This is a genomic window from Bacillus cereus group sp. BfR-BA-01492, assembly GCF_022662815.1.
Taxonomy (GTDB): domain Bacteria; phylum Bacillota; class Bacilli; order Bacillales; family Bacillaceae_G; genus Bacillus_A; species Bacillus_A cereus_BD.
The window spans coordinates 255,711-280,452 of sequence record NZ_JAKUEH010000003.1; the positions used below are offsets into that span (position 1 = coordinate 255,711).

Below are 24,742 nucleotides of genomic sequence, written 5' to 3' on the forward strand. Positions count from 1 at the left end.
ATTATTTAACCTCCGTCTTTACTTTCGGTTGTACAAACGGCATCATCTCACGTAACTGCCGTCCAACTACTTCAATTTGATGCTCATTTTCCTTTGCGTTTATCGCATGAAAATGTGGTCTTCCTGCTTGATGCTCTGCAATCCATCCTTTTGCGAATGTACCATCTTGAATTTCCTTTAACACGTCTCCCATTGCTTTTTTCGTATGTTCTGTTACAACACGCGGACCAGATACAAAGTCTCCCCACTGCGCTGTATCAGAAACAGAATATCTCATATTTTCAAGTCCACCTTCATACATAAGATCAACAATGAGCTTTAATTCATGTAAACATTCAAAATAGGCAAGTTCCGGCTGATAACCAGCATCTACTAATGTTTCAAATCCTGCTTTTACAAGTGCAGTCACCCCTCCACAAAGAACAGCTTGTTCTCCAAATAGATCCGTTTCTGTTTCTTCTTTAAAGGTCGTTTCTAGCACACCAGCTCTTGTAGCTCCAATTCCATCAGCATAGGATAATGCTTTTTCTGTCGCTGTTCCAGTTGCATCTTGATATACAGCAAACAATGCTGGTACAGCTCCTCCCTCAGTAAAGGTGCGGCGTACTAAATGCCCCGGTCCTTTCGGTGCTACTAAGAATACATCTACATCTTCCGGCGGTGTTACTTGATTAAAATGAACATTAAAACCATGAGCAAATACAAGTGCATTTCCAGATTGTAAGTTTGATTTAATTTCCGCCTGATATACTTCGGGCTGTAATTCATCCGGTAGAAGAACCATCACTACATCGGCTATCGCTGCCGCTTCAGCTACAGAGTAAACGGAAAAACCATCCTCTTTCGCCTTTTTCCATGACTTTCCTTTCCGAAGTCCAACTACTACATCAAAGTTATTATCACGTAAGTTTTGTGCGTGAGCGTGCCCTTGCGATCCATATCCTACAATTGCTACTTTCTTTCCCTTTAATACATTTACCATTACATCTTTTTCATAATAAACTTTTGCCATTTTCTTCTCCCCCTATATGGAAATAATTAATGAATTAACATTACTTGTTTCTCTTGTTTTTTCATGCTTCTTGTAAAAGCTGTCACACCTGTTCTTGCAATTTCCTTCAATCCATACGGACGAAGCAGTTCAATTAAAGCTTCTACCTTTTCCTGTGTCCCTGTTACTTGCACGACTATGGAATCCTTCCCAACATCTATTACAGTAGCTCGGAACGGTTCAATTAAACTATATAGTTCAGACCTTAATACACTTGTTGTCGCTACTTTAATGAGAGCAAGTTCTCTTGCAATGATTGCTTCTTCCGTTATATCAGTTACTTTCAGTACATCAATTTGTTTATGAAGCTGTTTAATGAGCTGTTCAACTTGTTGCCTATTTTCCACATGGACAACAAATGTCATCCGTGAAACATCTGATGATTCCGTATGTCCTACGGAAATGCTCTCAATATTAAAATGCCTTCGTGTCATCACTCCTGTAATCCGGTTTAATACACCACTTTGATTTCGTACAGTTGCAGTCACGATTCGTTTCATTTCCTTTTCACCCCCTCCATTTGATGGACTCCTTTTCCTGGAGCAACCATCGGCATTACTTTTTCAGACTGCAACACTCGGCAATCGATTACGACAGGTTCATCTAATGCCATTGCCGCTTGTAATTCTTCTTTCGCTCGCAGTGGCTCTTGAATTCTTATACCTTTTATGCCATACGCTTGTGCTAATGTTACAAAATCCGGCTGACAAGAAAGGAGCGAATGGGAATACCTTTGCTGATAAAATTCATCTTGCCATTGTCTTACCATTCCTAATGCCTCATTATTTAAAATCAACACTTTAACTGGTAAAGAATGCTCTTTTAAAACACTTAATTCTTGCAATGTCATTTGAAAACCAGCATCACCGACAATCGCAACCACTAATTCATTCGGCTTAGCAATCTGTGCACCGATTGCTGCTGGAAGCCCAAATCCCATCGTTCCAAGTCCTCCTGATGTGACCCATTTATTCGGATCTTTAAGTGGATAATATTGAGCAGCCCACATTTGATGCTGACCAACATCCGTCGTAATAATCGCTGTCCCCTCTGTAATTTCATACAACATATCAATTGCTGCTTGCGGCTTCATTTTGTCTGCATCTTGTTTATAAAAAAATGGATATTGTTCTTTTCTCTCTTTTAAAAGCGCAAGCCACTCTTCATGATTCGCTTTTCGCTCGTTACGTTCTAACAGTGCTTCTAAAGCTCGCTTCGCGCTTGCAACAATCGGAATAGCCGCTGGGACATTTTTACCAATCTCTGCAGGATCGATATCAATATGTGCAACAATTGCCTCTTTCGCAAAATATGCTAAATTTCCTGTAAGCCGATCGTCAAATCTTGCACCAATATTGATAAGCAAATCACATTCATACATTGCTATGTTCGCTGTATAAGACCCATGCATCCCTCCCATTCCTAAAAACAATTCATCATTTGGCGGGAATCCTCCTAATCCAAGAAGCGTATGAACGACTGGTAGACGGTACATGCGAGCAAATTTTGTCAATTCTTTTGAAGCCTTTGCGTGTAACACACCAGCACCAGCTAAAATAAGCGGTTTTTTAGCCGCAGCAATCGCTTGTGATAATTTGGTAATTTGTAATAAGTTCGGTTCATAATTTGGCTGATATCCGGGTAAATCCATTTGCACATCGCTACATCGCTCCCCTTCCTCTACCATCATATTTTTAGGGAGATCAATCACAACTGGTCCCGGTCGCCCTGTTTTTGCAATATGGAATGCTTCCTTAATAATCCTTGGTAAATCCGAAGCTTTTCTGACTTGATAATTATGCTTTGTTACCGGCATGGTAAGTCCCATAATATCCGCTTCTTGGAAGGCGTCACTTCCAATTAAAGTCGTAGCAACTTGCCCTGTAAAAACAACGAGCGGCAATGAATCAATCATTGCATCGGCGAGCCCAGTGATTACATTTGTTGCCCCTGGGCCACTTGTTGCAATGACAACACCCGGATTCCCGGTAATTCGGGCATATCCTTCTGCTGCATGTATCGCACCTTGTTCATGTCTAGTTAAAATATGAGGAATCTGACAATCATACAATGCATCATATAGTGGTAAAACAGCACCCCCTGGATACCCAAAAATAACTTCAACCGCTTCCTTCTCTAACGCTTCTAACAATAGCTCTGCACCAGTTACCATTTTTTCTTCTGTTTTTGAAGACATCGATTGTATTCCCCTCCTTTTTTATCAAATAAAAAAATCCTACGTCCACACTTCAGCTATGTGCTGAAGGGACGAAAGATTTCGTGGTACCACCCTTCTTCGCAAGAAATTTTCTTGCCTTAGTGACTCTTTAAAAATGAGTCTAGCTAGTAACGGAGCTACCGTCTAAGCCTAGACAAATGCTTCAGCTTAGCACTCAAGGGCGATGTTCGTCGACATGAACCATCGGTTTCCAGCAACCACCGACTCTCTGTAAGGCTTCATCATCAACTACTCCTCCCCATCAACGCTTTATCGTCTCATGAGAATGATTAAACCGCTTTATTCTCTTCGTAAATTTTCTCTCCATCTGCTACAACTATTGACGAAACTCTTGTAGCAAACGCTTTTTATGCGAATCCGTTTTCCCAGAAGCAATTGTTCATCCACTTAAATGCGCCTCCTATGTTCTATTGATTTTTTTATTGCTTCCTAGTTTACTCTCCTTTTTCAATAAATCAAGATAATTTTTAGAAAATTTATAATATTTAAACGCATGTACACCTTAAAGCATATTGATTTATCAACATTGTTAACGTTTACAAAAATCCAAAAAAATTTTTTCGTCATTTTTTATGCTAAAAATATTTTTTTTACAAGAAGGATTTTTTGCAAATGATGCGAATCTATTGTATTCAATAAACGGACATCGATTTTATATATTTGGCACTTATGTACAATTTTTGAGGAAAAAGGGGGAAATCAAGCAAAAGATCTCGATGTGAAAATAACCATCATATTTTTTATGTAGTTATCATAATCCTATGTTTAAAAAATAATTTATTAAACGAAGGAGGAAATCAAGATGGCTTACGTACAAATTAAAGGAACAAGAGAAGAGGTAGTAAAGATGCTACAATTATTTGATTTAATGGATACAAAAGGATTTTGTAAATTCAATGATTATGTGGAAGTAGAGCCGAATGAAACGAAACATAATCATTTTACTGCTTCCATTGATTTTCAATCCAATAACAATTCTATTCAAGAGCATTTAAATGATCAATTTGTAAGTCAAATGTTAACTGGTGTATATAACGACTAATCCAGCGATATATTTCCTTATATGCATCCCGCTATTGTAGGGCAGCCCGATTGATGAAAGCTGTTCATCAACGAAGGATAAAAAAACTCTATCGATAAAACTTTCACTTTATAACTTCCTACCATCTTTTTCTCAAATATATAAATATTTGGCGAGAATTTGAGCATATTAGTAGATGGTAGGAGGTGATCGTTATGGCAAAAATCGGTGTTGAAAGTTCGTTAACAGATGTTCAACAAGCGTTGCAACAAAAAGGACATGAAGTCATTTCTCTACAATCCGAAAGTGATGCAAAAGAATGCGATTGTTGTGTCATTACTGGACAAGATTCGAATGTAATGGGAATCAGTGATGTATCGACAAAAGGATCTGTCATTAAGGCAAGCGGTTTAACGACAGATGAAATTTGTCAACAAGTTGAAAGTAGAGTATAGAAGATATCATATCTACTATATGTATCCGAATTAAAAAGAGAAGTCTCCTTACATGCAGGAGACTTCTCTTTTTTATATTCACCTAACGGGAAAGTAACATATACTGGATGAAAGCCCTACCTCTCTCTCATCAATACGGTTCCTCTGACCGCTCCTTGATACACTAGCATGCGTATCACCTATACATACAAAGTTTAGGGTCTGTTCACAAAAGTTGTTGGTACAATTACCCGATCTTTCACAAACTTTTCATCTTGTACGTATAAGTAATAGTTAAGCTATACTAGCTGTAACCGAGACACGAATTAAAATTTTAACATATAATAACAAATTCGTCAATAATTTTAAGGAAACAAAAAACAGACAGTATCATCTGCCTGTTTTAAAATGGCGCTTTTTCTTTTACAACGTAAACAACAAATCCGCTTACTAGCATACATAAGCCAACAGCAAAATTCTTGATATTAATCATAACTACCTCTCCCTTATTTCATATATCATATATATTTACATTTCAATTATATTTGTCATTACAAACACACTCTTCCTAATATATCATAATTCCTAAAAAATGCAAAGTACTGTCTAGCGTCCATTTACAAACTTATCCACAGTGCTCGGAACTGTATTCAGCGCCTTCTCAATTAAATGTGTCCCACTCTGTAAATGCAATACTTGCACACCATTCGACCCTACTACTAAAAAAGCGACAGGATTGATGGAGACTCCAGCTCCACTTCCTCCTCCAAACGGATACTCTTGTTTCATTTCTTTTTGTGACCCCTGCCCTGCATGCGTATGTTGCTTTTCACGGCGAGATACTTCTCCTTTAAAATCACTTCCCCCTGCTCCAAAACCAAAACCAACTTTCGAAACAGTTAACACGACATGTCCATCTGCTGTCGAAACAGGACTCCCTACAATCGTATTTACATCTACCATTTCTTTCAAATTTGTCATTGCTGTTTTCATTAAATTTTCAATTGGATGTTCCATCATTTCAACCAACCTTTCCTTATCATTCTTTTTTATACTCTCCAAAATAAAGGAACTCATACCAAGTTTTACAATCAAATCAAATTGCTATACATACCTCTTTTGTTTCTCATCAAAATGAAATTTCACGCAGCATAACAACTCTACCTACAAATTTTAAAAAGTGATAAATAGCAGGATAAAAAAGAAAAAGCTATACATACTACTAAAGAACCTTGCTAGGAAAGGAGCGATTACCTTGGCTGATAAATTTGATGATCATCATAGAACTGAAAATGATTATAAAGAAGAATATGCGGCAGAGGTTGCCCCTAATCGTGTCACTTATGACCGAGACGATAGAGATGATGTAAAATCAAAAACAGCAGGATCAACGGCAGGTTTCATTGCTCTTGCTCTTGCAGTCTTATCACTGTTCACATTCCCAACACTATTTGGGCTTGTCTCCGTTTTACTCGGTATTTATGCTTATAATCGTGGTGCTACTGTTACCGGTAGTATCGCTGCTATTGTCGGCGGTATTGCTGTACTGGTTTCTTTATTATTCCGCGCTGCAATTATCGGTTTATTGTTTTCACTCTTTTAACTAAAAAAGGTATCTCGCCAAGCGAGATACCTTATCCTGTGAAAACATCTTCTGATGGATAGCGAATTTTTTGTTTCGCAGGTCGTGCTAAAGAAAATACTAATGTTAACGGTCCGATTAATCCGCAAAACATAACGAACATAATGATGCATTTTCCAACTGCAGATAACTTCGCAGTAATCCCCATTGTTAAGCCGACCGTTCCAAATGCTGAAATCGTTTCAAATAATAATTGAATAAAACTAAATTTTTCTGTAAGCATTAATAAAAATACTGCCACAAAAATGAGAATTTGACTAGCAACTACAATCGCTAAAGCTCTCGTTACTGTTGCCATTTTAATCGTACGATGAAATAACACAAAGTCTTCCTTTTTTCTAAAAAAGGAAATAACGGATGTAATTAAAATAACAAATGTCGTTAACTTAATCCCTCCACCTGTCGAAACGCTACCCGCACCAATAAACATTAAAATCATTGTAAATAATATGGATGACTCTTCCATTCCGCCGTAATCAACTGTATTAAACCCTGCGGTACGCGGTGTAATTCCTTGGAAGAAGGACGCCCATAATTTTTCATTTACAGATAATGTGCCTAATGTTTTCACATTATTATACTCCAATATAAAAATAACAACCGTAGCAATTACATTTAGAGCAATCGTTCCTAGAATCATAATTTTCGAATGAAGTGATAATTTCTGAAAACTACGACTATACCACATATCAATTAATACAGTAAATCCTAAACCACCTATAACAATTAAAGAGCAAATACCAATATTAACAATCGGATCTCCTACATATCTCGTTAAATTATCTGGCCATAGTGTAAATCCTGCATTATTGTAAGCTGCAATCACATGAAAAATACTGTAATACATTCCTTTACTAAACCCAAATTCCGGGATAAATCGAATAGATAAAAAAATAATTCCAATTCCTTCTATACAAATAGAAAAAATAAAAACTCGTTTTACTAATTTTACAAGGCCACCAATATTTGTCTGATTAAAAGCTTCTCCAATGAGTAAACGATGACGTAAACCAATTTTTTTACCGAGTACCCATACAATTAAAATCGCAATTGTCATTAATCCAAGACCACCCGTTTGAATTAAAAACATGATGACAATTTGACCAAACATCGTAAAAGTACTTGCGGTATCTACAACTCCTAAACCAGTTACAGTCGCTGCAGAAGTTGCTGTAAAAAAAGCATCGACCCAACTAATCGATTCCTTTGTCGCAAATGGTAACTTTAATAACATTCCTCCGACGACAATTAAACAAAAAAAGCCTGTTGCTAAAATTTGTGGTGGACTTAATCTGATAGAACGATTATAAACTCCTTGCTTTTTTTCTGCTTTCATATCACGAACTCCTCAATAAAATGCTTCTATCTTTCATGCTATAAGGTAGAATTTCATTATGAAAACAAATTCTTATACTCTTATAATATAGTTGAGCATAATCCTTTTTTTTATAGATTTCAACTCTTATTTTCATAAGCACTAACCGATGGATTCTGTTTATTTTTTTTAAATCCCCACACCTTTCACTTCAAGTTCACATTGAAGTCACATCTCTCTTTTATATTATAACTATCAAAGCTGTTCCTCCCTAATAACGAGACATTCCCCAATGTCTCAAACAGCTTTCCATCCCTAATTAAAATTGACATAAATTGTCCCCTTCCATGACCACCTTATTTTGACAGGGTGGTCTTTTTTTTGCTTTCTCATAAAGTAAAGGCTGTTACGGATCTCTCTAATAATACATTTTCACTTTCATCACTGAAAAATGAACAAAATATTCATTTTTCAACTAGAAAATTTTCAGAAAATATTGTCAAATAATATCATTTTTCGGTACAATTAAATGAAAACATATTTTCAAAAATAAGGAGGGATTTCATTGAAACAAACAAAAGCAATCTTAATCGCTCTATTTATCGGTCTTATCGTCGGGCTCGCCCTAAATTTATATGCCCCATCCATTTTTACACCTTTAAATCAATATATCTTTCATCCAATTGGACAACTTTTCATTCGGCTTATTAAAATGCTTGTCGTTCCAGTTGTATTTATTTCGATTGCTCTTGGTGCCGCAGGTCTTGGCGATCCTAAACAACTTGGTAGAATCGGAATCAAATCCATTTCTTTCTTTTTAACAACAACAGCCATTGCTATTTCACTTGCTGTTACACTCGCACTCTTTATTCAACCAGGACAAGGCGGTACATTTAAAACAGAAGGGCTTTCCTATAAAGGAGACAAAGCGGAAACATCTATTGTTGATACACTCCTCAATATCGTCCCAGATAACCCAGCGAAAGCAATGAGTGATGGAAATATGCTTCAAATTATTGCTTTTGCGGTATTAATTGGACTTGGACTTGCCATTCTTGGAAAGCGAGTTCAAGGAATCCACTCATTACTTGAACAGGGTAACGAATTAATGATGTATCTTGTAAACCTCATTATGAAACTCGCTCCAATTGGAACATTTGGATTGCTCGCTTCTTCTGTTGGACAGATGGGGCTGGCAGGCGTCGCTGCAATGTTCAAGTATATGATTGTTGTTATGCTAGCACTTGTCATACATGGCATTTTTATATATGGCGGGTTATTAAAAATATTTACAAAAGAAAGTATCGTTCGCTTCATCAAACATTTTTCACCTGTAATGGCAATTGGATTTAGTACCTCTAGTTCCAATGCTTCTCTTCCATTTGCTATGAAAACAGCTCAAGAAAAGCTTGGCGTTTCAAAATCTGTTAGTTCATTCGTTCAACCACTCGGAGCAACAATCAATATGGATGGTACCGCTATTATGCAAGGGGTAGCTACCGTATTTATTGCACAAGTATATGGTGTTGAACTTACAATTGCTCAATTAGCTATGGTCGTATTAACCGCTGTACTAGCTAGTATCGGAACAGCCGGCGTTCCTGGTGTCGGTCTTGTTATGTTAACGATGGTTTTAAATCAAGTAAATCTTCCGGTAGAAGGCATCGCTTTAATTATTGGGGTGGATCGTATTCTTGATATGTCTAGAACAGCTGTTAATATTTCAGGTGATGCAATCTGTGCCATGATTGTTTCGAAATCTGAAGAGAAATATATTAAAAATGACTCTGCTGCATCCTAATTAAAAAGGAGTGAATCAATTCACTCCTTTTTTGATTTACTTCCTTTTTTAGAACGGTATTCTTTTCCTTTATTATCATTCCCAACTTCAAACTCTGCACCAAATTCCTGTTGAAACTGTCCTAATTTTGGTGAACCTTGGTTTTTACTACCGTGACTACCGTTACGATTCGTCATTTTTCTCTCTCCTTTCTTCCATCATTTTTAGTATGGCTTTTCGTAACCGATCATACTCATTTTCCACCTATAGTAACTACGAATCTTTTCATTATTTATCGCACTTTTAAATAAAAAAAACCTTCTCAAAACTGAGAAGGACTTGTTCTTATATAAGTTTTTTCGAAATAGATATCATAAATTCCATTTCTTCTTCAGATAAAGCGGAGAATCTTTCTTTTAAATATTGTCTTTTCGCCGATTCCATTTTAGCAACTAATTCTTTTCCTTGCTCCGTAATTTCTAAATATACAACACGTCGATCTGATGTAGAACGTGAACGTGTTACAAAACCTTTATGAATTAATTTTTCTGTTACAGCTGTAATATGACTATTCGAAACATTCAATTCATTCGCTACCCGTGAAACCATCTCTTTGTTAGCACGATTTAATATGCGAAGCACGACAAACTCATTCCATGGTATGTAACCACCAAAAATCTTGCCAATATCATTACGCAACGAACGAAACATAGCAAAGACATTTGTAGACAGGTCCTCCATTAATTGTTCACGATTGTAAGACACCATTTACATCCCCTTTTATTTCATATAGTTAAATAAAAACATTATTAATAATTCTACCTTAAATCTTACCTTTTGTCACCTTATTTTCTTATAAAAATTCAGTTCTATCCATTCCATTTTAGGAAGTAATAATACAAGCTTTTCAAAACGAAAATTGGTACAATAAAAGCATCTTAAACAAAAGAGGTGTGAATCATGAATTTACAACAATGGGCTGATAAAGGTATGTCCTTTGATACATATGTCAATGAAATGAAAGTAAATCAAGATAAGTTATTACACATTTATAATAACTTTTTAATTCCAAACGAATTACTCCCTGTTTTAGAAGAACGTCAAAATGATAACTGGCGCGTTATCGTTTTAACGGCTGATTGGTGTGGTGATGCCCTTCTTTGTGTACCTGTTATGAAACGCATTTGTGAAGTGGCAAATATTGATATGCGCTTATTAATTCGTGATGAAAACTTAGAATTAATGGATCAATATTTAACGAACGGTACAGCGCGATCAATTCCAATTTTCATTTTCATTGATCAAGAAGGAAATGAAAAAGCCGTATGGGGACCACGTGCTCCAAAAATACAAGAATTAATCACTTCCATGCGAGAAACATTGCCAGAAAAAGAAGATCCATCATTTGAAGAAAAACAAAAAGAAATGTATGCCAATTTCCGCGCAACATTAGCTGATGACACGTCCCTTTGGGAACATGTGATGGAAACTATGATTGAAAAAATCGTGAAATAAAAAAACTGCCATTCCGGCAGTTTTTTTACATAAGAAAGAAATAGAATACCGCTGCTAAAATAAAGCGATAATAAGCAAACGGTGTTAATTTTACACGTGCTAATAATTTTAAAAACGAAACAATTGCAAGCATCGCTACAATGAATGCTGTAATAAATCCACTCGCGAATAGCGGTAAATCCGCCACACTTAATACATCCCAGCTTTTTATTAAATCTAGTCCGCTAGCAGCTATCATCATCGGTACTGCTAAAATAAATGTATATTCAGCTGCTGCTGTATGTGACACACGAGCAATCAATCCGCCACTTATTGTTGATCCAGATCGTGAGAATCCTGGCCAAAGCGCTAAACATTGGAACATCCCTATAGCAAATGCTTGTTTGTATGTAATCTCATCCAATGTTCTTGCTGTACTTGGCTTCGAAAACTTCTCAGCCACAATCATTAAAATACCACCTGCAATTAAGCTAATGACAACCGGGCCTGGCCCAAATAAAACTTCTTTAATGGTACTATGAAACAATACGCCAAGCACCCCAGCAGGGATCATTCCAATAATAATATGTAATAAATTTAATGATGGTCCTTCTGTCACTTTTCCAATTCCCACTAACGACCATAACCGCTTCCAAAATATAACAACAACTGCTAAAATCGATCCCAATTGGATAACAACTTCAAAAACTTTTGCTCTCTCGTCGTCAAATCCAAGTAAATGACCTGTTAAAATCATATGGCCCGTTGATGATACTGGTAAAAACTCTGTCAACCCTTCAACAGCACCCATGATTAAACCAATTAACCAATCAGCCACGACTCGTGCCTCCTTACTCTCAAATCTGTAATTTTCCACACCTTATCATAATACCCTATACGTTTTCAAAGTGCATCTATTTTTATTTTTTCTCCACTACAATGCATATATTTCTTTTCTATTCTTAGATTAAATTGTATGATAGTAAGAGTTTATTTTATATGGCAAGGGGGATTTTATGAACGAAGCGCTCTCATTCTCACAAAAAATAAAGCAATTTTTATTACTATTTCTTCCGATTTTCGTCACGCAAATGTCATTATTTGCAATGAGCTTTTTTGATACGACAATGTCAGGACATGCAAGTCCGACTGATTTGGCAGGTGTGGCAATTGGGACTAGCATTTGGATTCCCGTTAGTACTGGATTAACTGGCATTTTAATGGCTACTACCCCAATTGTTGCTCAACTCGTAGGATCGAATAAAAAAGAAGATGTTCCTCATATTATTATGCAAGCCGTATACTTAGCAATTTTTGTTAGTATCCTTGTTATTATAATTGGGTTTTTCGCTGTTTCTCCTATTTTAAACGGCATGCAATTAGAAGAACCTGTAGAACGTATTGCAACTCAATTTCTAAGCATTATTGCAATCGGAATTATTCCTTTATTTGTTTATACTGTATTACGAGGGTTTATTGATGCATTAGGAAAAACACGAACAACGATGATTATTACATTGCTTTCTTTACCAATTAATGTTGTTTTAAATTACGTGCTTATTTTTGGACATTTCGGCTTCCCAAAACTCGGTGGTGTCGGAGCAGCTATCGCTTCCACTGCAACATATTGGTGCATTTTATTAATTACAATTATGATCATTTGTACGAAGGAGCCGTTTGCATCTTTCGGTATCTTTAAGCAGCTATACCGCGTTTCTTTTTTAAGTTGGAAAGAATTCCTAAAACTAGGAGTTCCAATTGGCTTTGCGATCTTTTTTGAAACAAGTATTTTCGCTGCTGTAACACTTTTAATGAGTAACTTTAGTACGACAACGATAGCTGCACATCAAGCAGCTATGAATTTTGCTTCATTATTATATATGACACCATTAAGTCTATCTATGGCTATGACAATTGCCGTTGGATTTGAAGTTGGAGCAAAACGATATAGAAACGCCAAACAATACGGATGGATTGGAATAGGTTTTGCACTTTCCTTTGCCCTTTTATATTCCATCCTTCTTTATTTCTTTGATGATGCGATCGCTTCTATTTATACAACAGATTCAGCTGTTCATCATTTGGCAAAAGAATTTCTTATATTCGCGATTTTATTCCAATTTTCTGACGCAATTGCAACACCAGTGCAAGGAGCGCTTCGCGGTTATAAAGATGTAAATGTCGCACTCATTATGACTTTAATCGCCTACTGGGTGATCGGACTTCCACTTGGTTATCTCTTTGCAACGCACACAGATTGGGCTGCAAAAGGGTATTGGATTGGTCTTATTCTTGGACTTGCATTTGGTGCTAGCTTCCTGCTTGTACGCCTTTTCCAAGTACAACGCAAATATATTACAGAGAAAAATCGCTAATTATAGCGATTTTTCTCCAAGTTATTGAAAGTATTCATAAAAATTGCTTCAGCACCAAAAATTAACGTTTTATACTGTTTTATTAGTAAGAACATTGACAACAGCGTCTCTTTTTCCCATCTTATGGATCATGAAACCATGAATTTTAATATGGGGCGGTATGAGTGGATGATGACGAATAATATCCATACTCTTTTCGATATTTTCACGAACATTTTCTTTTCCATTTAGCCAATCGGCAAAGGTACCACCTGAAAATTCAGGCATGCAATGTTTAAAAAGATAGTCCAGTTGTATGTTATCTTGTATGGAATCAAGTTGGCTTTGTAGATGAACTAGGGCAGTCTCTTTATCTTTTATTCCTACAACAAAAATCTCTTCAACATTTTCTTGATAAATAGCAATAATAATAGATCTCATTATATCTCCATAAGGATGTACAATTACGGAACCACAGCTTTGTATCGTTAACATGTTTTCTGGTTGAACATTCGTTACTTGTTGTATCATACGCTCTATTCCGTCTTCAATGTCCGTTAACAATAAAACTTTTTTATTCTTTAACTGCATGTGTTGCACTCCTTCTTCATTATAATCATTCTATTTATGAAACTTTTAATTTAGCAATTACCAGTTTTTCCATCTCCCTTCCGGGTCAACACTAGCAAGTCTAACCCACCCATTTTTAACTTTTTCTCGAAATATCAAATCATTCTTTAACAAACGTTCTATATATTTGCTAGGTGCTTGGATGACAATTAATAAACGAAGTGGAGAATGATATACCTCATAATCTGATTGCATGACAGATTGCCATGGTACTCCTGATAACAAGTCGCTCGCATTTCCCTGCATAACACCAAGACCTGCTGTTACGGTTTGTGTTGCTTTATTTCCACTACCATAATAATGAGGAGCTACAGTTGAAGCATAATATTGTAGATTTATCCATTGAGCCACAGTTCCTGGCCCTGCAATGATGTTGGCTAAAATATCGCCACTTTCATCCTGTTTCCAATCATAATTATGAAGGAAAGCTCTACCTTCCAAGTCACAATCCTGAGTTAATTCACGTTGTCCGATAATAAAAGATGAATTACGAGCTAATCCCCATTCTGGACGTACCTCACTCCAATCTTCTGCAAACCTGTGTGCCTCTGCCCTCGGATTTTTCATTTTCGTTTTGAAATTAGGTAATTGAGCTAAACGCTCCCTATTTGCATTGTGACTGACTTTTGGCATAATCGCTTTGATATGATGAAATGCTTCTTGTGCAGATTCCGAAAGTTCAGGAATATAAATCCATTCTAATTCATCCACAGTTGTTTTATGCTCAGCAGCTGCGAAAACCGTGTCCTCAGGGATTTTAATTCCTTTAGCAGAAAGCCCTTCTCTTACTTCTGGAAGGTTGCATAAAGTAGCGAAAACTCTTGCATTGAATCCTCCTGACGCGCCACCACAAGCACCACACTCAAGAGCTGCAGCATAAGGGTTGTTAGTACTTTGACTACTATGCCCACATATTACGACTAAAGGAGCGAAATTCTCTGTTAGCCCCATCATTTTTAATGTTTGGCGTACATAGTTCACTTTTTCTTCTTTAGAAAAACCAATAGGTATTTCCGACTCTGTGTCATGAGCATAATTAAGCGAAAATCTTGTATCAGGTTTTCGTAACCAAGTTTTACGAAGGTTACGAATGAAGCCACCTACTCTTCTTGGTACAAAGCTCCGTGCTATCATTTGTAGACCAAGCAGAGGTCCACTTAACTCGGGTAGAAGCAAGCTCGTAAGTACATTCTGTTTCATCATTTTAAATGTATAGCTTACTGAGTTGTCTACCTTTTTACGTTGTTGGTAAGACTTCAGTTCATCTTCACTTGCAAGCTCTTTTATTTGATGCTTTGGTTTTTGCATAACCGGTAAAGAAGGATGGCTGTGATGACTACCTAGTTCACTCGTTGCAATCGGTAATCCAAAGAAACCGGCAATTCCAATCGTCTCGAACGGACCTGCTTTTTCAAGTTGTCGACGAAAAGGTTCTGAACGTACATCAATACAGAATGCCAATTGAGCTAATACAAATTTTTTCTTGTTGTTTACACGTTGTTTAGAGAGAATCTTCTGACTTAATCGCTCCGCATGTGTTTGTTCCCAAGCTTCCCACCAAAGCTTTCTACGAAGTTTCTCATCAAAATGATGCGCCATTAATAATAATTCATTTTGCTCCGTTGCAGACATTTGAGACCATTCCTCGATTGAAATATCCCCCCAATGGATCCAAGAAGCTAAAAGTGGGACAATCGGAACTTTTCTCTTGAGCTGACGATTTACTAAAGATAAATAAGGTTTTACAATCGCCCACTCCATTGAAATTCGCACTGCTAAATATTCTGTTAGGAGTGTATGTTCCCGAATCGATTGTTTAGAGCGCCAAAGTATGATTCCTGCCCATCCAGGTAAGGAAAGCAAATGGCCTTCAAGATACGTCTGTATCTTTGACTTAGGGATTTTTAGTTCGGACAAAGCTCTTACTAAAGCCGCATTTGCATCTTGTGGCCAATCTTTTAAAGCTTTACGCTGATTTTTACTGAGTGCTGGATCATATTTAATAAGGTGGTGCCATGCATGATAGAAACCTTTCTCACGATTTGGCATTGCCCAACTTGACTGAAAGTTATCCAGATATAATTTACACCATTTAATAACATGATAATCAAGGATATTAGCTAACCTTTCGTTATTTTGATTCTCTATCAGCGAACTTATTGGTTGTATTGAAAAATCTTCGGTACTTTCCGTATTTACATCATTTATTTTCGCTGCTAATTTATTTAACTCTTTTGATAATAAGAGGTGCGAGGGTAACTTATCTAACTTTAAAGCTGCCTGGCAAAAACGTTCTGCTTTCTCTCTTGGTATATGAAAAGATTGTGAGTCAAGCCAACGATGCAATCCCGCATGTAAAAAAGATTCATCGATCTCTCCTCTCCCCTTTGCCGAATGAATCATGGAAGCACTAGGGTATATATCCACATCACGAATTTCTTTTAGCCAATCTGCAACTTGTTCAAAGGATTGCTTTTCAAGCCCCACCCAAGGATGACGCGCTGCAAACGTAGAGATAGGCCAAAGTGGCGCTATAACTCGGCTAGCAGATTGAACGAAATCACTCATATCATTTTCCTGAATATCAATATTTGCGTCTTTCTTTTTAAAACTTTCTTTCGTTACTACAGATGATATGCTCATCACTGATTACCTCCCTGTGATACATAGTGTTTCAGGTAGTTCGGGTGACTTTCTACTGACTTTTGATTTGCCTCGCTTACTCGAACTAACCAAAGATACAGTATGGCAAATATAGTAGAGGATCGATTGCGAGCAACCGAAGCAACAATCACGCTACTAAATAGTAAGAGACATATGACAAAGGTAACAGCTGGAACTGGAGGTTGAACATTTTGATACACATCTGTGTGCAACCACTCATAAAAAAAGGTATGAACGGTAAAGTAAATGAGCGAAAATCCAATCAAAAAAGATAAGCCAGCAATTCGACCAATTTTCCCCTCACCAAAAACAACAAGCTGTTTCCATGAAAAGTATAATGACCATCCTAAAATTAGTGCACTCACTAATTGATATCCCTCTTTAGGGGTCATAAGCCAGAAACCAATTGCAATAAGTAAGCCTAAAATACGTCCAACCATAATCCATAAATACGATGCCCTTTCATGAGAGTGTTTCACAACCTCAAAATGGCGTACAGAAGAACCAGCTTGTAAAAACAATGTAGCTTTGAACAAACCATGTAAAATCAAATGAATAATGGCAGCTAAATAAGCACCTAACGCGCATTGAATGAGCATAAATCCCATTTGTGCAATCGTTGAACCCACTAGCTGGCGTTTGTAGTCAACTTGGACTAGACTAATTCCAGTTCCTATTAATACAGAAACACTGGAGAAAATAAGTAAAATGATTTGTGCTACATCATCATGAAAAAGAGGTGAAAATCTAGTCAGCATGATACCGCCAGCATTTACTAAACCTGCATGCATAATAGCGGAAACAGGAGTTGGAGCAACAGCAGATTCAATGAGCCATCGTTGGAAAGGCCATTGGGCTGCCGGAATCATCACAGCTAATATGATGAATAAATGAATCCCTACTTTCTCCCATGTTCCATGTTGAGCGAAACTTTCATCCGCTAAAATGGATGTTAACTGCCACTGTCCAGTTGCTTGAGAAAGCCAAATTACAGCTAATAATAGAGCAATCCAACTTATTGTAAAGAAACGACCAGAAATTTTCGTTGCTTCCCTTACCACTTTCCAACTGCTATTTAATCTTATGAGTAGGACCAATCCAACAAGAGTTGCTCCCCAACAAATGACCATTAAACGAAGATCATCACTTAACCATGCAATGGAAGAGGTACTTGTAGTGAATGTGAAAAGTATAAAATATTTTCGATATGAGCGATCTCCCATTAAATAACGTAAAGAAAAACGCTGAATGATGAAACCAATTGTAAGAACAAAGAAAGCCATTAACCAAGCTAAAGAATCTAGATGCCAAGGACCAATAACTTCATCTACATTTGTATGAACAAGTGCAAGTAAGGAAACGAATGACGGTAAAGCAGCGATACCAATATGAATACGAACAAAATGTAAGGGTATCCTTACATTTAAAAACAATAATCCACTTAGCCAAGAAGCACTAAGCGTAATAAATAATAATGTTAATAGTGTTGATGAACTTAGCGAAATTAACATTTAAAATACTCCCTCCAAACGACGATAACTTATAAAAATTTCTTTTTCATCAAGGCGATTTTTTCAGAATTCCAAATTTTCATTCCCTTCTTTTAGCAAGTAGATGTTTTTTATCAATAAAAAAAACCGACAACTTCCATAATTCAATGATGATATAAAATCATTGAATTATGGACATTGTCGGTTTCACTTCAACTAACTTCAGCGAAGTTTTTTGAAGTGCTCCCATTTTATAAAGGGTCGTAATTTATTTGTTTATTCCTTCTATCTAAAGAAAAAGTAATATATTTCTAATCTTCTAGATTATGCGATGTATAAATTTATGTTACACTCAATTTTTATGTTCAGAAGCTTTTTCATTTAGTCAATATAAATGATTAAAAAAATGCTAAAGCTCTAAAAATAAACATCTGTACGTCTTTAAAACATCTATAAGATAAACTATATTTTAAAATTTGTCAATCCCTTTGTAAGATTTCTGAAAGTTCTTTTTATTAAAATTCACAAAAAACCTATTTTTTACATTAAATTTTTTTCTCAAGATTATGAAATAACTTAAAAATCATTACCCGTTCACCCGTACGAGAGCTTATATCAGTATGGAAGCTTTTCACTTTTTCTCCAGTTAAGTCTATTATAATATCCTTAAGATGATCTATTCCCGATTCCACTAGTTCTGAACGTGTTTTCTTTATCGTTAACATACCATCTTTTGTTTCACAAACAGCATATTCAGCTGGTGTTAAAATACCTTGTAAATTCACAATAATCATATCCCGTAATATATCTGTCTTAACAGATATAGACCCACGCCCAAGATAATCTTTTTCCCACTGAGTAATTGCCTTACTTATCTCTGATTCAATAGAACCTTTCGACTTTTTCATCATACTATGTATCCTCCTTCAACAAAATAAAATTACAATAACAATATAATAATCTGGATTCCTTCTATTTTCAATTACTATGGCGAAATGATAGAACTTCTAATTAGATAGTTTTCAATAAAAAAATGAGAAGCAACCGTAACAAAAAAGGATAAAACCTGCGAAAAGAACATAATGCTCCAAATAAAGAAATACGTGTCAGTATGGTGATAATAGATTTTGAATGAGAAATAGGAAATGACAAAAAAGAGGAAGATGAAGGGCTATTTGATGTATCGATATTACTTTTTATTATGTTCCCCATACTCTGAGAAAAACTGCTAATTATAGAGTTTTTTCTTTCATGTATAGTTCTTCTTCACAACGTGTAACATAAATAAAAAAGGAAGGTGAAAGTATATGGACGAACAAAATAAAAAGAAAACATTCGACGAAGAATTCGCCCCTGAAATTTCACCTGGATATCGCCAAGATGTTCATAAGCCCCCTAAATATAAAAATACATCTTTTTTAGTTGGTATTACCATCTTCGCTGCTATATTGCTTATACTCATCATTTTCGTTTATTTTTAATGAAAGGTGGATCCCTTTATGAAACAGCAAAATGCTCATACTTCTAAAAGAGTCGTTCCAACAAAAAAAGGGTACGTCGGAAATTCTATTCATAAACAGAAACAAATTGAGCGAGGAAATCTCCACATTGCACAAAAAGAAATCGGACAACAAAATGAAAACCTGTAAAAGAAGATAAAAAACAGTGATACCGTCTACATTGGTATCACTGTTTTTTTGAAACATGAATATGGGATTCATATTACCATTCCTATCTCGATAATAAAGAAATTTCTGATATTATAAAATAAGAACTCTCACTATAACAGAAACGGGGAACGATATATGAATTCTTTTCAACAATATATACAACAAGCACTCCCACATTTACATATAGATTCTTTTCAACAAAATGAAAGCGGCTGGGATAATATAGCGATTATTATAAATAACGCTTTGCTTTTTCGCTTTCCTAGAAAAGTCACGGCTGCAAAAAGAATCCCGCTAGAAAAAGAACTTTGTTCTCTCCTAGCTAAGTCTTTACATGATATTGAAATTCCTAATTATCATCTGTTGTATTCAAATGAATCAGATGCTGTTCCAGCTTGTAGTTACTATACGTTTATTCATGGAAAACCATTGACACCTCAAATGATTACTAACTTAACAATACAAGAGCGCGAAAAAGTAATGATGCAGATTGCTCGATTTCTTGCGACTTTACATACTATTTCAATGGAACATGCTATACAATTAGGATTTAAAATGGAAAAAACAATCACCTACTGGAAACAACTGCAAATAAAATTAAATGGTTATCTTTCTCATCTATTAACAAGATTCGAGAAAGAGGCCTTTGACAAATTTTTTCATCAATTTTTCACACTGTTACATCGATACAACTTACAACATACAATGATTCATGCCGATTTTACTCATCATCATATTTTATTCGATGAGAAGCATAAAAAAGTTTCTGGAATTATTGACTTTGGCGATACACAAATTGGAGATCCTGCCTTTGATTTTGCTGGTTTATATCATGACTTTGGGAGTATATTTACCGAAGATGTTTATAAAAAATACTGTACCCTTATCCCTCATCATGATTCCTCCTTCATGAAACGCATTATTTCTTTTTATCAGCATAGTCCTTTACTTCATCAGCTCCTTTACAATTTGGAACGAAAGGATGAACACGCAATACATAATGGGTTGAAAAATTTACGAACAATGCTGCAGGGATTGAATTAGATTCTTTCCCTATATTCTTTTTCCTCATACGCCATTAACTTTTTATCTATTTCAACCATAACTTTATGCATTTGAAATGCCTGTAAAATTTGCAGTCGAATCCAAAACGGCGCATTTTGTTCTTTTAACCATTGAAGTACTTTTTTTTCATTTTCCACTGGTACCCCTCCTATTATCGAGCAAAACTTTTATGAATTACAGTTCCTCCATTTTTTATTACTTATTCCCTTCCCCTGCTCACCATATACTTATGTCCTTATTTTTTGTTGCTTACTTGATTATAACGTAAAGGATGAAAAGCGTTTCATGTCAATCCTTACTATATATATATTACTTTTTCATGTAAGAAATTTACCTCTAAGAAAATGAAAAAAGAGCAGGAATAAAACTCTCCTGCCTTTTTTACGATCTATAATTTTCCCTATTCAATACCAGGAAACAAAAACTGTAGTATATTCGGTGTATCTATGAAACGATAAACTGTGAAAAAGAAAAAACTACTATATAAAATCATAATGAATATTTTTTTCATAATAACTCAGCCACCTTATCCTTTTGCTTTTGGTAAATTCTCAAGATATTGATCTGATAAATATAGTAACTTTCTTGTCTGTTCGAATTGATTTTTTATCTCTGGAGTTAAAGGAACTAGTTCTCCTTCTAGGCTCATTGCTTGTCCAGTTTCAAATTTCTCTTTTGGAATATAACTGTACTCCTGACCAATGAATGTTCCATCTGGAAAAAAGAATCTCTGCGGAATCATATTTTTTCTATAATTCAGCAAATCTTGTCCAAATATAACTTGATCTCCTGTATCGATGCCTAATAAATTTGTAATGGTAGGCAAAATATCTACCTCACTCCCTATTGTCTCAATTTGCTTTCCTTCTTCTAGCCCAGGATAATGTATCATGAATGGAATGCGATATGGATCAATTTGCCCATTTTTCAATTGAGATTTTGGCAAATATTTTTTTTCATGATTTGGTAGAGCATTTGTATCAATAATATGATGATCCCCATATACGACAAATAAAGATTTATCCCATAATCCTTCACGTTTTAATTCCTCTATTAAAAAGCCCACTTCTTTATCTGCATAATGAACAGCCTGAATATAATCACCAAATTGTGTCCCTTCTAATTCTTTTGGCAATACTAGCGGTTTATGATCACTTGGTATCTTGAACGGATGATGACTACTTAATGCAATAATATGTGCATAGAATTTTTTATTCTGTTTATCTAATTTTTTTAAAACAGGTACTGTTTTTGTATACAATACTCTATCACTGGCTGCTATACCGATTACCTCTTTATTCCCAAAATATTGTTGGTCATAAAATTGATCAAATCCTAATGCTTTATATACTCGTTTTCGATTATAAAATTTCGCATGATTTGTATGAAACGTATTCGTCACGTAATCATTCTTCTTTAGTAATTTAGGAAGGCTTGGAACTTCACGATTTGCAAATCGATTTGAATTTAGCTCATGAATTCCTGGAAACGTTGATGTATTAACAGTCCACTCAGCGTCTATCGTATTTCCCCTTCCTGTTTGTTGAAAAAAGGTTGGAAATGACAAAGATTGATCACGTAAATGATCTAGATTCGGAGTGATTGATTTCCCATTTAGTTTTAAACCGATTACATTTTCTTGCACCGATTCGAGTTGAACCATAATTAAGTTTTTCCCCTTTGCAACGCCCTCATATTCAAGGTGTTGCAAAGGTTGTATTTCTTTTACATCTCTTATAACAGAATTTGTTATTTTACCATTCGCTATATCGTATAAATTGTTTTGTGGGAAGACCTTACTCATTGGAAATGATACATTATACGAAAAAAATCCCATTTTCTCTGATTTTTTTTTCTCATCTAATATATCTTCTTTATTTAGGACATAGGTGAATGTAAATATTACAACTACAAAACTTAGAGCAATCATGCCCATCGTTTTTTTTGAAAATTTCATATCCTTTCGATTTTTGTTCATTGTTCCTGCCCTATAAATCAAAAAAGGTATGATAATCATATCTCCTATGTAATATAAATCTCGCCATTTCCAAAGAGAAGATATACTTTCTTTTAATTCTACAGTTTGATTTGCTAATGCTAAGGAATGATACGTCGGTATCACACCATAAAACCTCTTATATAATATACAAGTAATCAATAACACTCCGACTATTAAACTTAATACACTATATAAAGTTGGTCTTATTTTTTTCGTTACTAAAAATCTAATCAGAAAAAATACAAAGATAATATATAAACAGTCCATTATAAAACTATTAATATTAAATTGTTCATACAACTCAGTATATCCAATGAACACTTTACAAACTATTATAAAAAACATTAAAAAACTCAATTTTATTCCTCCACTTTTTAACTCTCTACACTGACTCTTCCATTTTTATCATATGTTCTTTATCCATTACTCGATTATGCGGAGTATGAACCCATACTTTTTCTTTTCTTTTTATAAATCCTAAAAAAATAATAGGTACCCAAGAAAAACCAAAAATATAAACAATAGGTGTCCATATTATATTCGTCATCTTTTTCTCTTGTAACAAAGCTATAATAGGTAGTATATAAAAAGATACCGCTATCAAAAACCAAATCCATGGATGTAATACATATGGCATGATGTAAGATGGAAGCAGTCCATAGTATGTAACAAAAAATAAAATGATAGAATTTACTGAGAGCATTGTTCTTGTTGGCTGAATAAGATAAATGAACATATCTATTGCATTCATATTAAATGTTTGAGTAAAATTCTTCAAAAGTGGACCAGAATATCTAACCATGCAGTCCATGTGCCCTTGCATCCATCTAATCCTTTGACGAAAAGACACCTTAAAATCCGTTGGTTTTTCATCATAAATTTTCGCATCATGTGCCCAACCTACCGCTCTTCCTTTCGCCAATATATACTTCGCTGTAAACTCGAGATCTTCTGTTAAACTTTCTGTTCCCCAACCAATCTCTTTTAAAATATTCATTGTAAAGCACATACCTGTTCCCCCAAGTTGTGCTGATAGCCCTAATTTTCCCCTACTCAATTGATATAAACGATTAGTAGACCAATAAGCAACTGCATACGATTTTGAAATCCAATTATCTTTTGGATTTTTTGAATCTAAATAGGCTTGAACAACTTCGTATTTTTCTTTTATTAACTTATCATTTAATACTTGTAAAAAGTTTCTTGATACTATGTTATCTGCATCTAATATAACAACTGCATCATATACTTCCTGCTGCTCTTTTTCTAATCGAAATAAATTTTGAAACATCCATTCTAGCCCATACCCCTTTCCTCGTTTCTGATTATCATGCCTTTCCCAGGCCTTCACTTTATTCTCTCTCACAATTCGAGCTGTATCATCTGTGCAATTGTCACAAATTACATGGATATCATACTTTTCTTTCGGATAATCAATCTTCTTCAAATTTTTCACAATTTGTTCAATTACTTTTTCTTCATTATGTGCACATACCAATATGGCGAATCTAGTATGTGCAGTATCGTGATCCGATATATATGAATTCTTTTTCTTAACAAAGCCTAATAAACTAACCACTACTTGATATAATGACAGCACACCTTGAAATTGTGTCAAAAAAATCAAAAAAGCTACCATCACATATAAAAGTAATCTGCCTATATAGGTCACAAACGATATATCATTAAAACTCGTAAGTACTGCACAAATCATACACAATACGAATAGAATCCAAAGACCCTTCGCTTTATTGATATTCATTTTTTATTCCTTCTCCCATCTCTAACTTTTATAAACTGAGAAAAATATTTTCTATAAAACTCGTATAATTTAATATCTTAATTATTAAATTATTTATATCACTTAAAAAACTCGTAAGTTGCGAATTACATA

Annotated in this window: 25 protein-coding genes and 1 other annotated feature; of the genes, 9 read left to right on the forward strand and 16 right to left on the reverse strand. The window is 35.2% G+C overall.

The genetic code is table 11. From position 1 onward, the window contains the following. Nucleotide 1 precedes the first annotated feature (1 nt). From ilvC to ilvB, 3 genes are read right to left on the reverse strand one after another with little or no spacing between them, the layout of a single operon-like run. Entirely contained in the window at nt 2–1,012 is a 1,011-nt protein-coding gene (gene ilvC / locus MR063_RS06540) for a ketol-acid reductoisomerase (protein ID WP_242195416.1), read from the reverse strand. 26 nt (nt 1,013–1,038) lie between these two features. Further along, nucleotides 1,039–1,551, reverse strand: coding sequence for an acetolactate synthase small subunit (gene ilvN / locus MR063_RS06545; protein WP_242142550.1), 513 nt, complete (start codon nt 1,549–1,551; stop codon nt 1,039–1,041). Further along, entirely contained in the window at nt 1,548–3,248 is a 1,701-nt protein-coding gene (gene ilvB, locus MR063_RS06550; RefSeq protein WP_242195418.1) for an acetolactate synthase large subunit, read from the reverse strand. The genes ilvN and ilvB overlap by 4 nt, the downstream gene beginning before the upstream one ends. Before the next feature lie 64 nt (nt 3,249–3,312). Next, nucleotides 3,313–3,544 (reverse strand) — a binding site (T-box leader). A 548-nt stretch (nt 3,545–4,092) separates the two neighbouring features. Here ilvB and MR063_RS06555 point away from each other — a divergent pair. Together MR063_RS06555 and MR063_RS06560 are read left to right on the forward strand one after the other, a co-directional pair. Then, complete coding sequence (locus tag MR063_RS06555; RefSeq protein ID WP_242142548.1) at nt 4,093–4,332, forward strand: DUF3911 family protein; 240 nt, start codon at nt 4,093–4,095, stop codon at nt 4,330–4,332. A gap of 194 nt (nt 4,333–4,526) precedes the next feature. After that, nucleotides 4,527–4,766, forward strand: a complete 240-nt coding sequence (locus MR063_RS06560; RefSeq protein WP_011984197.1) for a YkuS family protein — start codon at nt 4,527–4,529, stop codon at nt 4,764–4,766. A 382-nt stretch (nt 4,767–5,148) separates the two neighbouring features. Here the strand turns inward: MR063_RS06560 and MR063_RS06565 are convergent, their stop codons facing one another. After that, the gene (locus MR063_RS06565) at nt 5,149–5,238 is read right to left on the reverse strand and encodes a hypothetical protein (protein ID WP_016113989.1); all 90 of its coding nucleotides are present in this window, start codon (nt 5,236–5,238) and stop codon (nt 5,149–5,151) included. A gap of 113 nt (nt 5,239–5,351) precedes the next feature. Further along, entirely contained in the window at nt 5,352–5,822 is a 471-nt protein-coding gene (ytfJ, locus tag MR063_RS06570) for a GerW family sporulation protein (protein ID WP_242195634.1), read from the reverse strand. A gap of 178 nt (nt 5,823–6,000) precedes the next feature. Here ytfJ and MR063_RS06575 point away from each other — a divergent pair, with 178 nt between their 5' ends. Continuing rightward, nucleotides 6,001–6,348 carry an MraY family glycosyltransferase gene (locus tag MR063_RS06575; RefSeq protein WP_242142824.1) on the forward strand — a complete coding sequence of 116 codons (348 nt, stop codon included), beginning with the start codon at nt 6,001–6,003 and terminating at the stop codon, nt 6,346–6,348. A 31-nt stretch (nt 6,349–6,379) separates the two neighbouring features. Here the strand turns inward: MR063_RS06575 and MR063_RS06580 are convergent, their stop codons facing one another. Further along, nucleotides 6,380–7,723 (reverse strand): TrkH family potassium uptake protein, encoded by a 1,344-nt coding sequence (locus MR063_RS06580; protein WP_242195421.1) that lies wholly within the window; start codon nt 7,721–7,723, stop codon nt 6,380–6,382. Between the two features lie 544 nt (nt 7,724–8,267). Between MR063_RS06580 and MR063_RS06585 the strand changes: the two genes are divergently transcribed. Continuing rightward, nucleotides 8,268–9,503, forward strand: a complete 1,236-nt coding sequence (locus tag MR063_RS06585) for a dicarboxylate/amino acid:cation symporter (protein WP_242195424.1) — start codon at nt 8,268–8,270, stop codon at nt 9,501–9,503. Between the two features lie 20 nt (nt 9,504–9,523). Here the strand turns inward: MR063_RS06585 and MR063_RS06590 are convergent, their stop codons facing one another. Both MR063_RS06590 and MR063_RS06595 read right to left on the reverse strand, forming a co-directional pair. Then, entirely contained in the window at nt 9,524–9,679 is a 156-nt protein-coding gene (locus MR063_RS06590; RefSeq protein ID WP_011984192.1) for a hypothetical protein, read from the reverse strand. 148 nt (nt 9,680–9,827) lie between these two features. After that, entirely contained in the window at nt 9,828–10,247 is a 420-nt protein-coding gene (locus MR063_RS06595) for a MarR family winged helix-turn-helix transcriptional regulator (protein WP_140388402.1), read from the reverse strand. Between the two features lie 195 nt (nt 10,248–10,442). Here MR063_RS06595 and MR063_RS06600 point away from each other — a divergent pair, with 195 nt between their 5' ends. Further along, nucleotides 10,443–10,997, forward strand: coding sequence for a thioredoxin family protein (locus MR063_RS06600; protein ID WP_242142543.1), 555 nt, complete (start codon nt 10,443–10,445; stop codon nt 10,995–10,997). 25 nt (nt 10,998–11,022) lie between these two features. Here the strand turns inward: MR063_RS06600 and bacA are convergent, their stop codons facing one another. Beyond that, nucleotides 11,023–11,814, reverse strand: a complete 792-nt coding sequence (gene bacA / locus MR063_RS06605; RefSeq protein WP_242142542.1) for an undecaprenyl-diphosphate phosphatase — start codon at nt 11,812–11,814, stop codon at nt 11,023–11,025. A gap of 178 nt (nt 11,815–11,992) precedes the next feature. Here bacA and MR063_RS06610 point away from each other — a divergent pair, with 178 nt between their 5' ends. After that, the gene (locus MR063_RS06610; protein WP_242195427.1) at nt 11,993–13,351 is read left to right on the forward strand and encodes an MATE family efflux transporter; all 1,359 of its coding nucleotides are present in this window, start codon (nt 11,993–11,995) and stop codon (nt 13,349–13,351) included. A 69-nt stretch (nt 13,352–13,420) separates the two neighbouring features. On the opposite strand, the gene MR063_RS06615 is transcribed toward MR063_RS06610, so the two are convergent. From MR063_RS06615 to MR063_RS06630, 4 genes are all read right to left on the reverse strand, one after another. After that, nucleotides 13,421–13,921 carry a carbonic anhydrase gene (locus MR063_RS06615; protein WP_242195429.1) on the reverse strand — a complete coding sequence of 167 codons (501 nt, stop codon included), beginning with the start codon at nt 13,919–13,921 and terminating at the stop codon, nt 13,421–13,423. 57 nt (nt 13,922–13,978) lie between these two features. After that, the gene (locus MR063_RS06620; RefSeq protein WP_242195432.1) at nt 13,979–16,603 is read right to left on the reverse strand and encodes a DUF2309 domain-containing protein; all 2,625 of its coding nucleotides are present in this window, start codon (nt 16,601–16,603) and stop codon (nt 13,979–13,981) included. Continuing rightward, a complete protein-coding gene (locus MR063_RS06625) occupies nt 16,603–18,135 on the reverse strand; it encodes an NADH dehydrogenase subunit 5 (protein ID WP_242195434.1) in 1,533 nt (510 codons plus the stop codon). The genes MR063_RS06620 and MR063_RS06625 overlap by 1 nt, the downstream gene beginning before the upstream one ends. 524 nt (nt 18,136–18,659) lie before the next feature. Beyond that, the gene (locus MR063_RS06630; RefSeq protein WP_242142823.1) at nt 18,660–19,022 is read right to left on the reverse strand and encodes a Na-translocating system protein MpsC family protein; all 363 of its coding nucleotides are present in this window, start codon (nt 19,020–19,022) and stop codon (nt 18,660–18,662) included. A gap of 399 nt (nt 19,023–19,421) precedes the next feature. Between MR063_RS06630 and MR063_RS06635 the strand changes: the two genes are divergently transcribed. The 3 genes from MR063_RS06635 to MR063_RS06645 all read left to right on the forward strand — a co-directional run bounded on the left by MR063_RS06635 (nt 19,422) and on the right by MR063_RS06645 (nt 20,828). Then, a complete protein-coding gene (locus tag MR063_RS06635; RefSeq protein WP_242142537.1) occupies nt 19,422–19,595 on the forward strand; it encodes a 2-isopropylmalate synthase in 174 nt (57 codons plus the stop codon). 18 nt (nt 19,596–19,613) lie between these two features. Next, nucleotides 19,614–19,763: a hypothetical protein gene (locus MR063_RS06640; RefSeq protein WP_242142536.1), complete on the forward strand. Its 150-nt coding sequence runs from the start codon at nt 19,614–19,616 to the stop codon at nt 19,761–19,763. A 156-nt stretch (nt 19,764–19,919) separates the two neighbouring features. Next, nucleotides 19,920–20,828: an aminoglycoside phosphotransferase family protein gene (locus tag MR063_RS06645; RefSeq protein ID WP_242195436.1), complete on the forward strand. Its 909-nt coding sequence runs from the start codon at nt 19,920–19,922 to the stop codon at nt 20,826–20,828. Here MR063_RS06645 and MR063_RS06650 read toward each other — a convergent pair. From MR063_RS06650 to MR063_RS06660, 3 genes are all read right to left on the reverse strand, one after another. After that, nucleotides 20,825–20,986 carry a hypothetical protein gene (locus MR063_RS06650; protein ID WP_242195439.1) on the reverse strand — a complete coding sequence of 54 codons (162 nt, stop codon included), beginning with the start codon at nt 20,984–20,986 and terminating at the stop codon, nt 20,825–20,827. The genes MR063_RS06645 and MR063_RS06650 overlap by 4 nt on opposite strands. 389 nt (nt 20,987–21,375) lie before the next feature. Then, complete coding sequence (locus MR063_RS06655) at nt 21,376–22,971, reverse strand: LTA synthase family protein (protein WP_242195442.1); 1,596 nt, start codon at nt 22,969–22,971, stop codon at nt 21,376–21,378. Between the two features lie 259 nt (nt 22,972–23,230). After that, nucleotides 23,231–24,562 (reverse strand): glycosyltransferase family 2 protein, encoded by a 1,332-nt coding sequence (locus MR063_RS06660; RefSeq protein WP_242195445.1) that lies wholly within the window; start codon nt 24,560–24,562, stop codon nt 23,231–23,233. Nucleotides 24,563–24,742 lie beyond the last annotated feature (180 nt).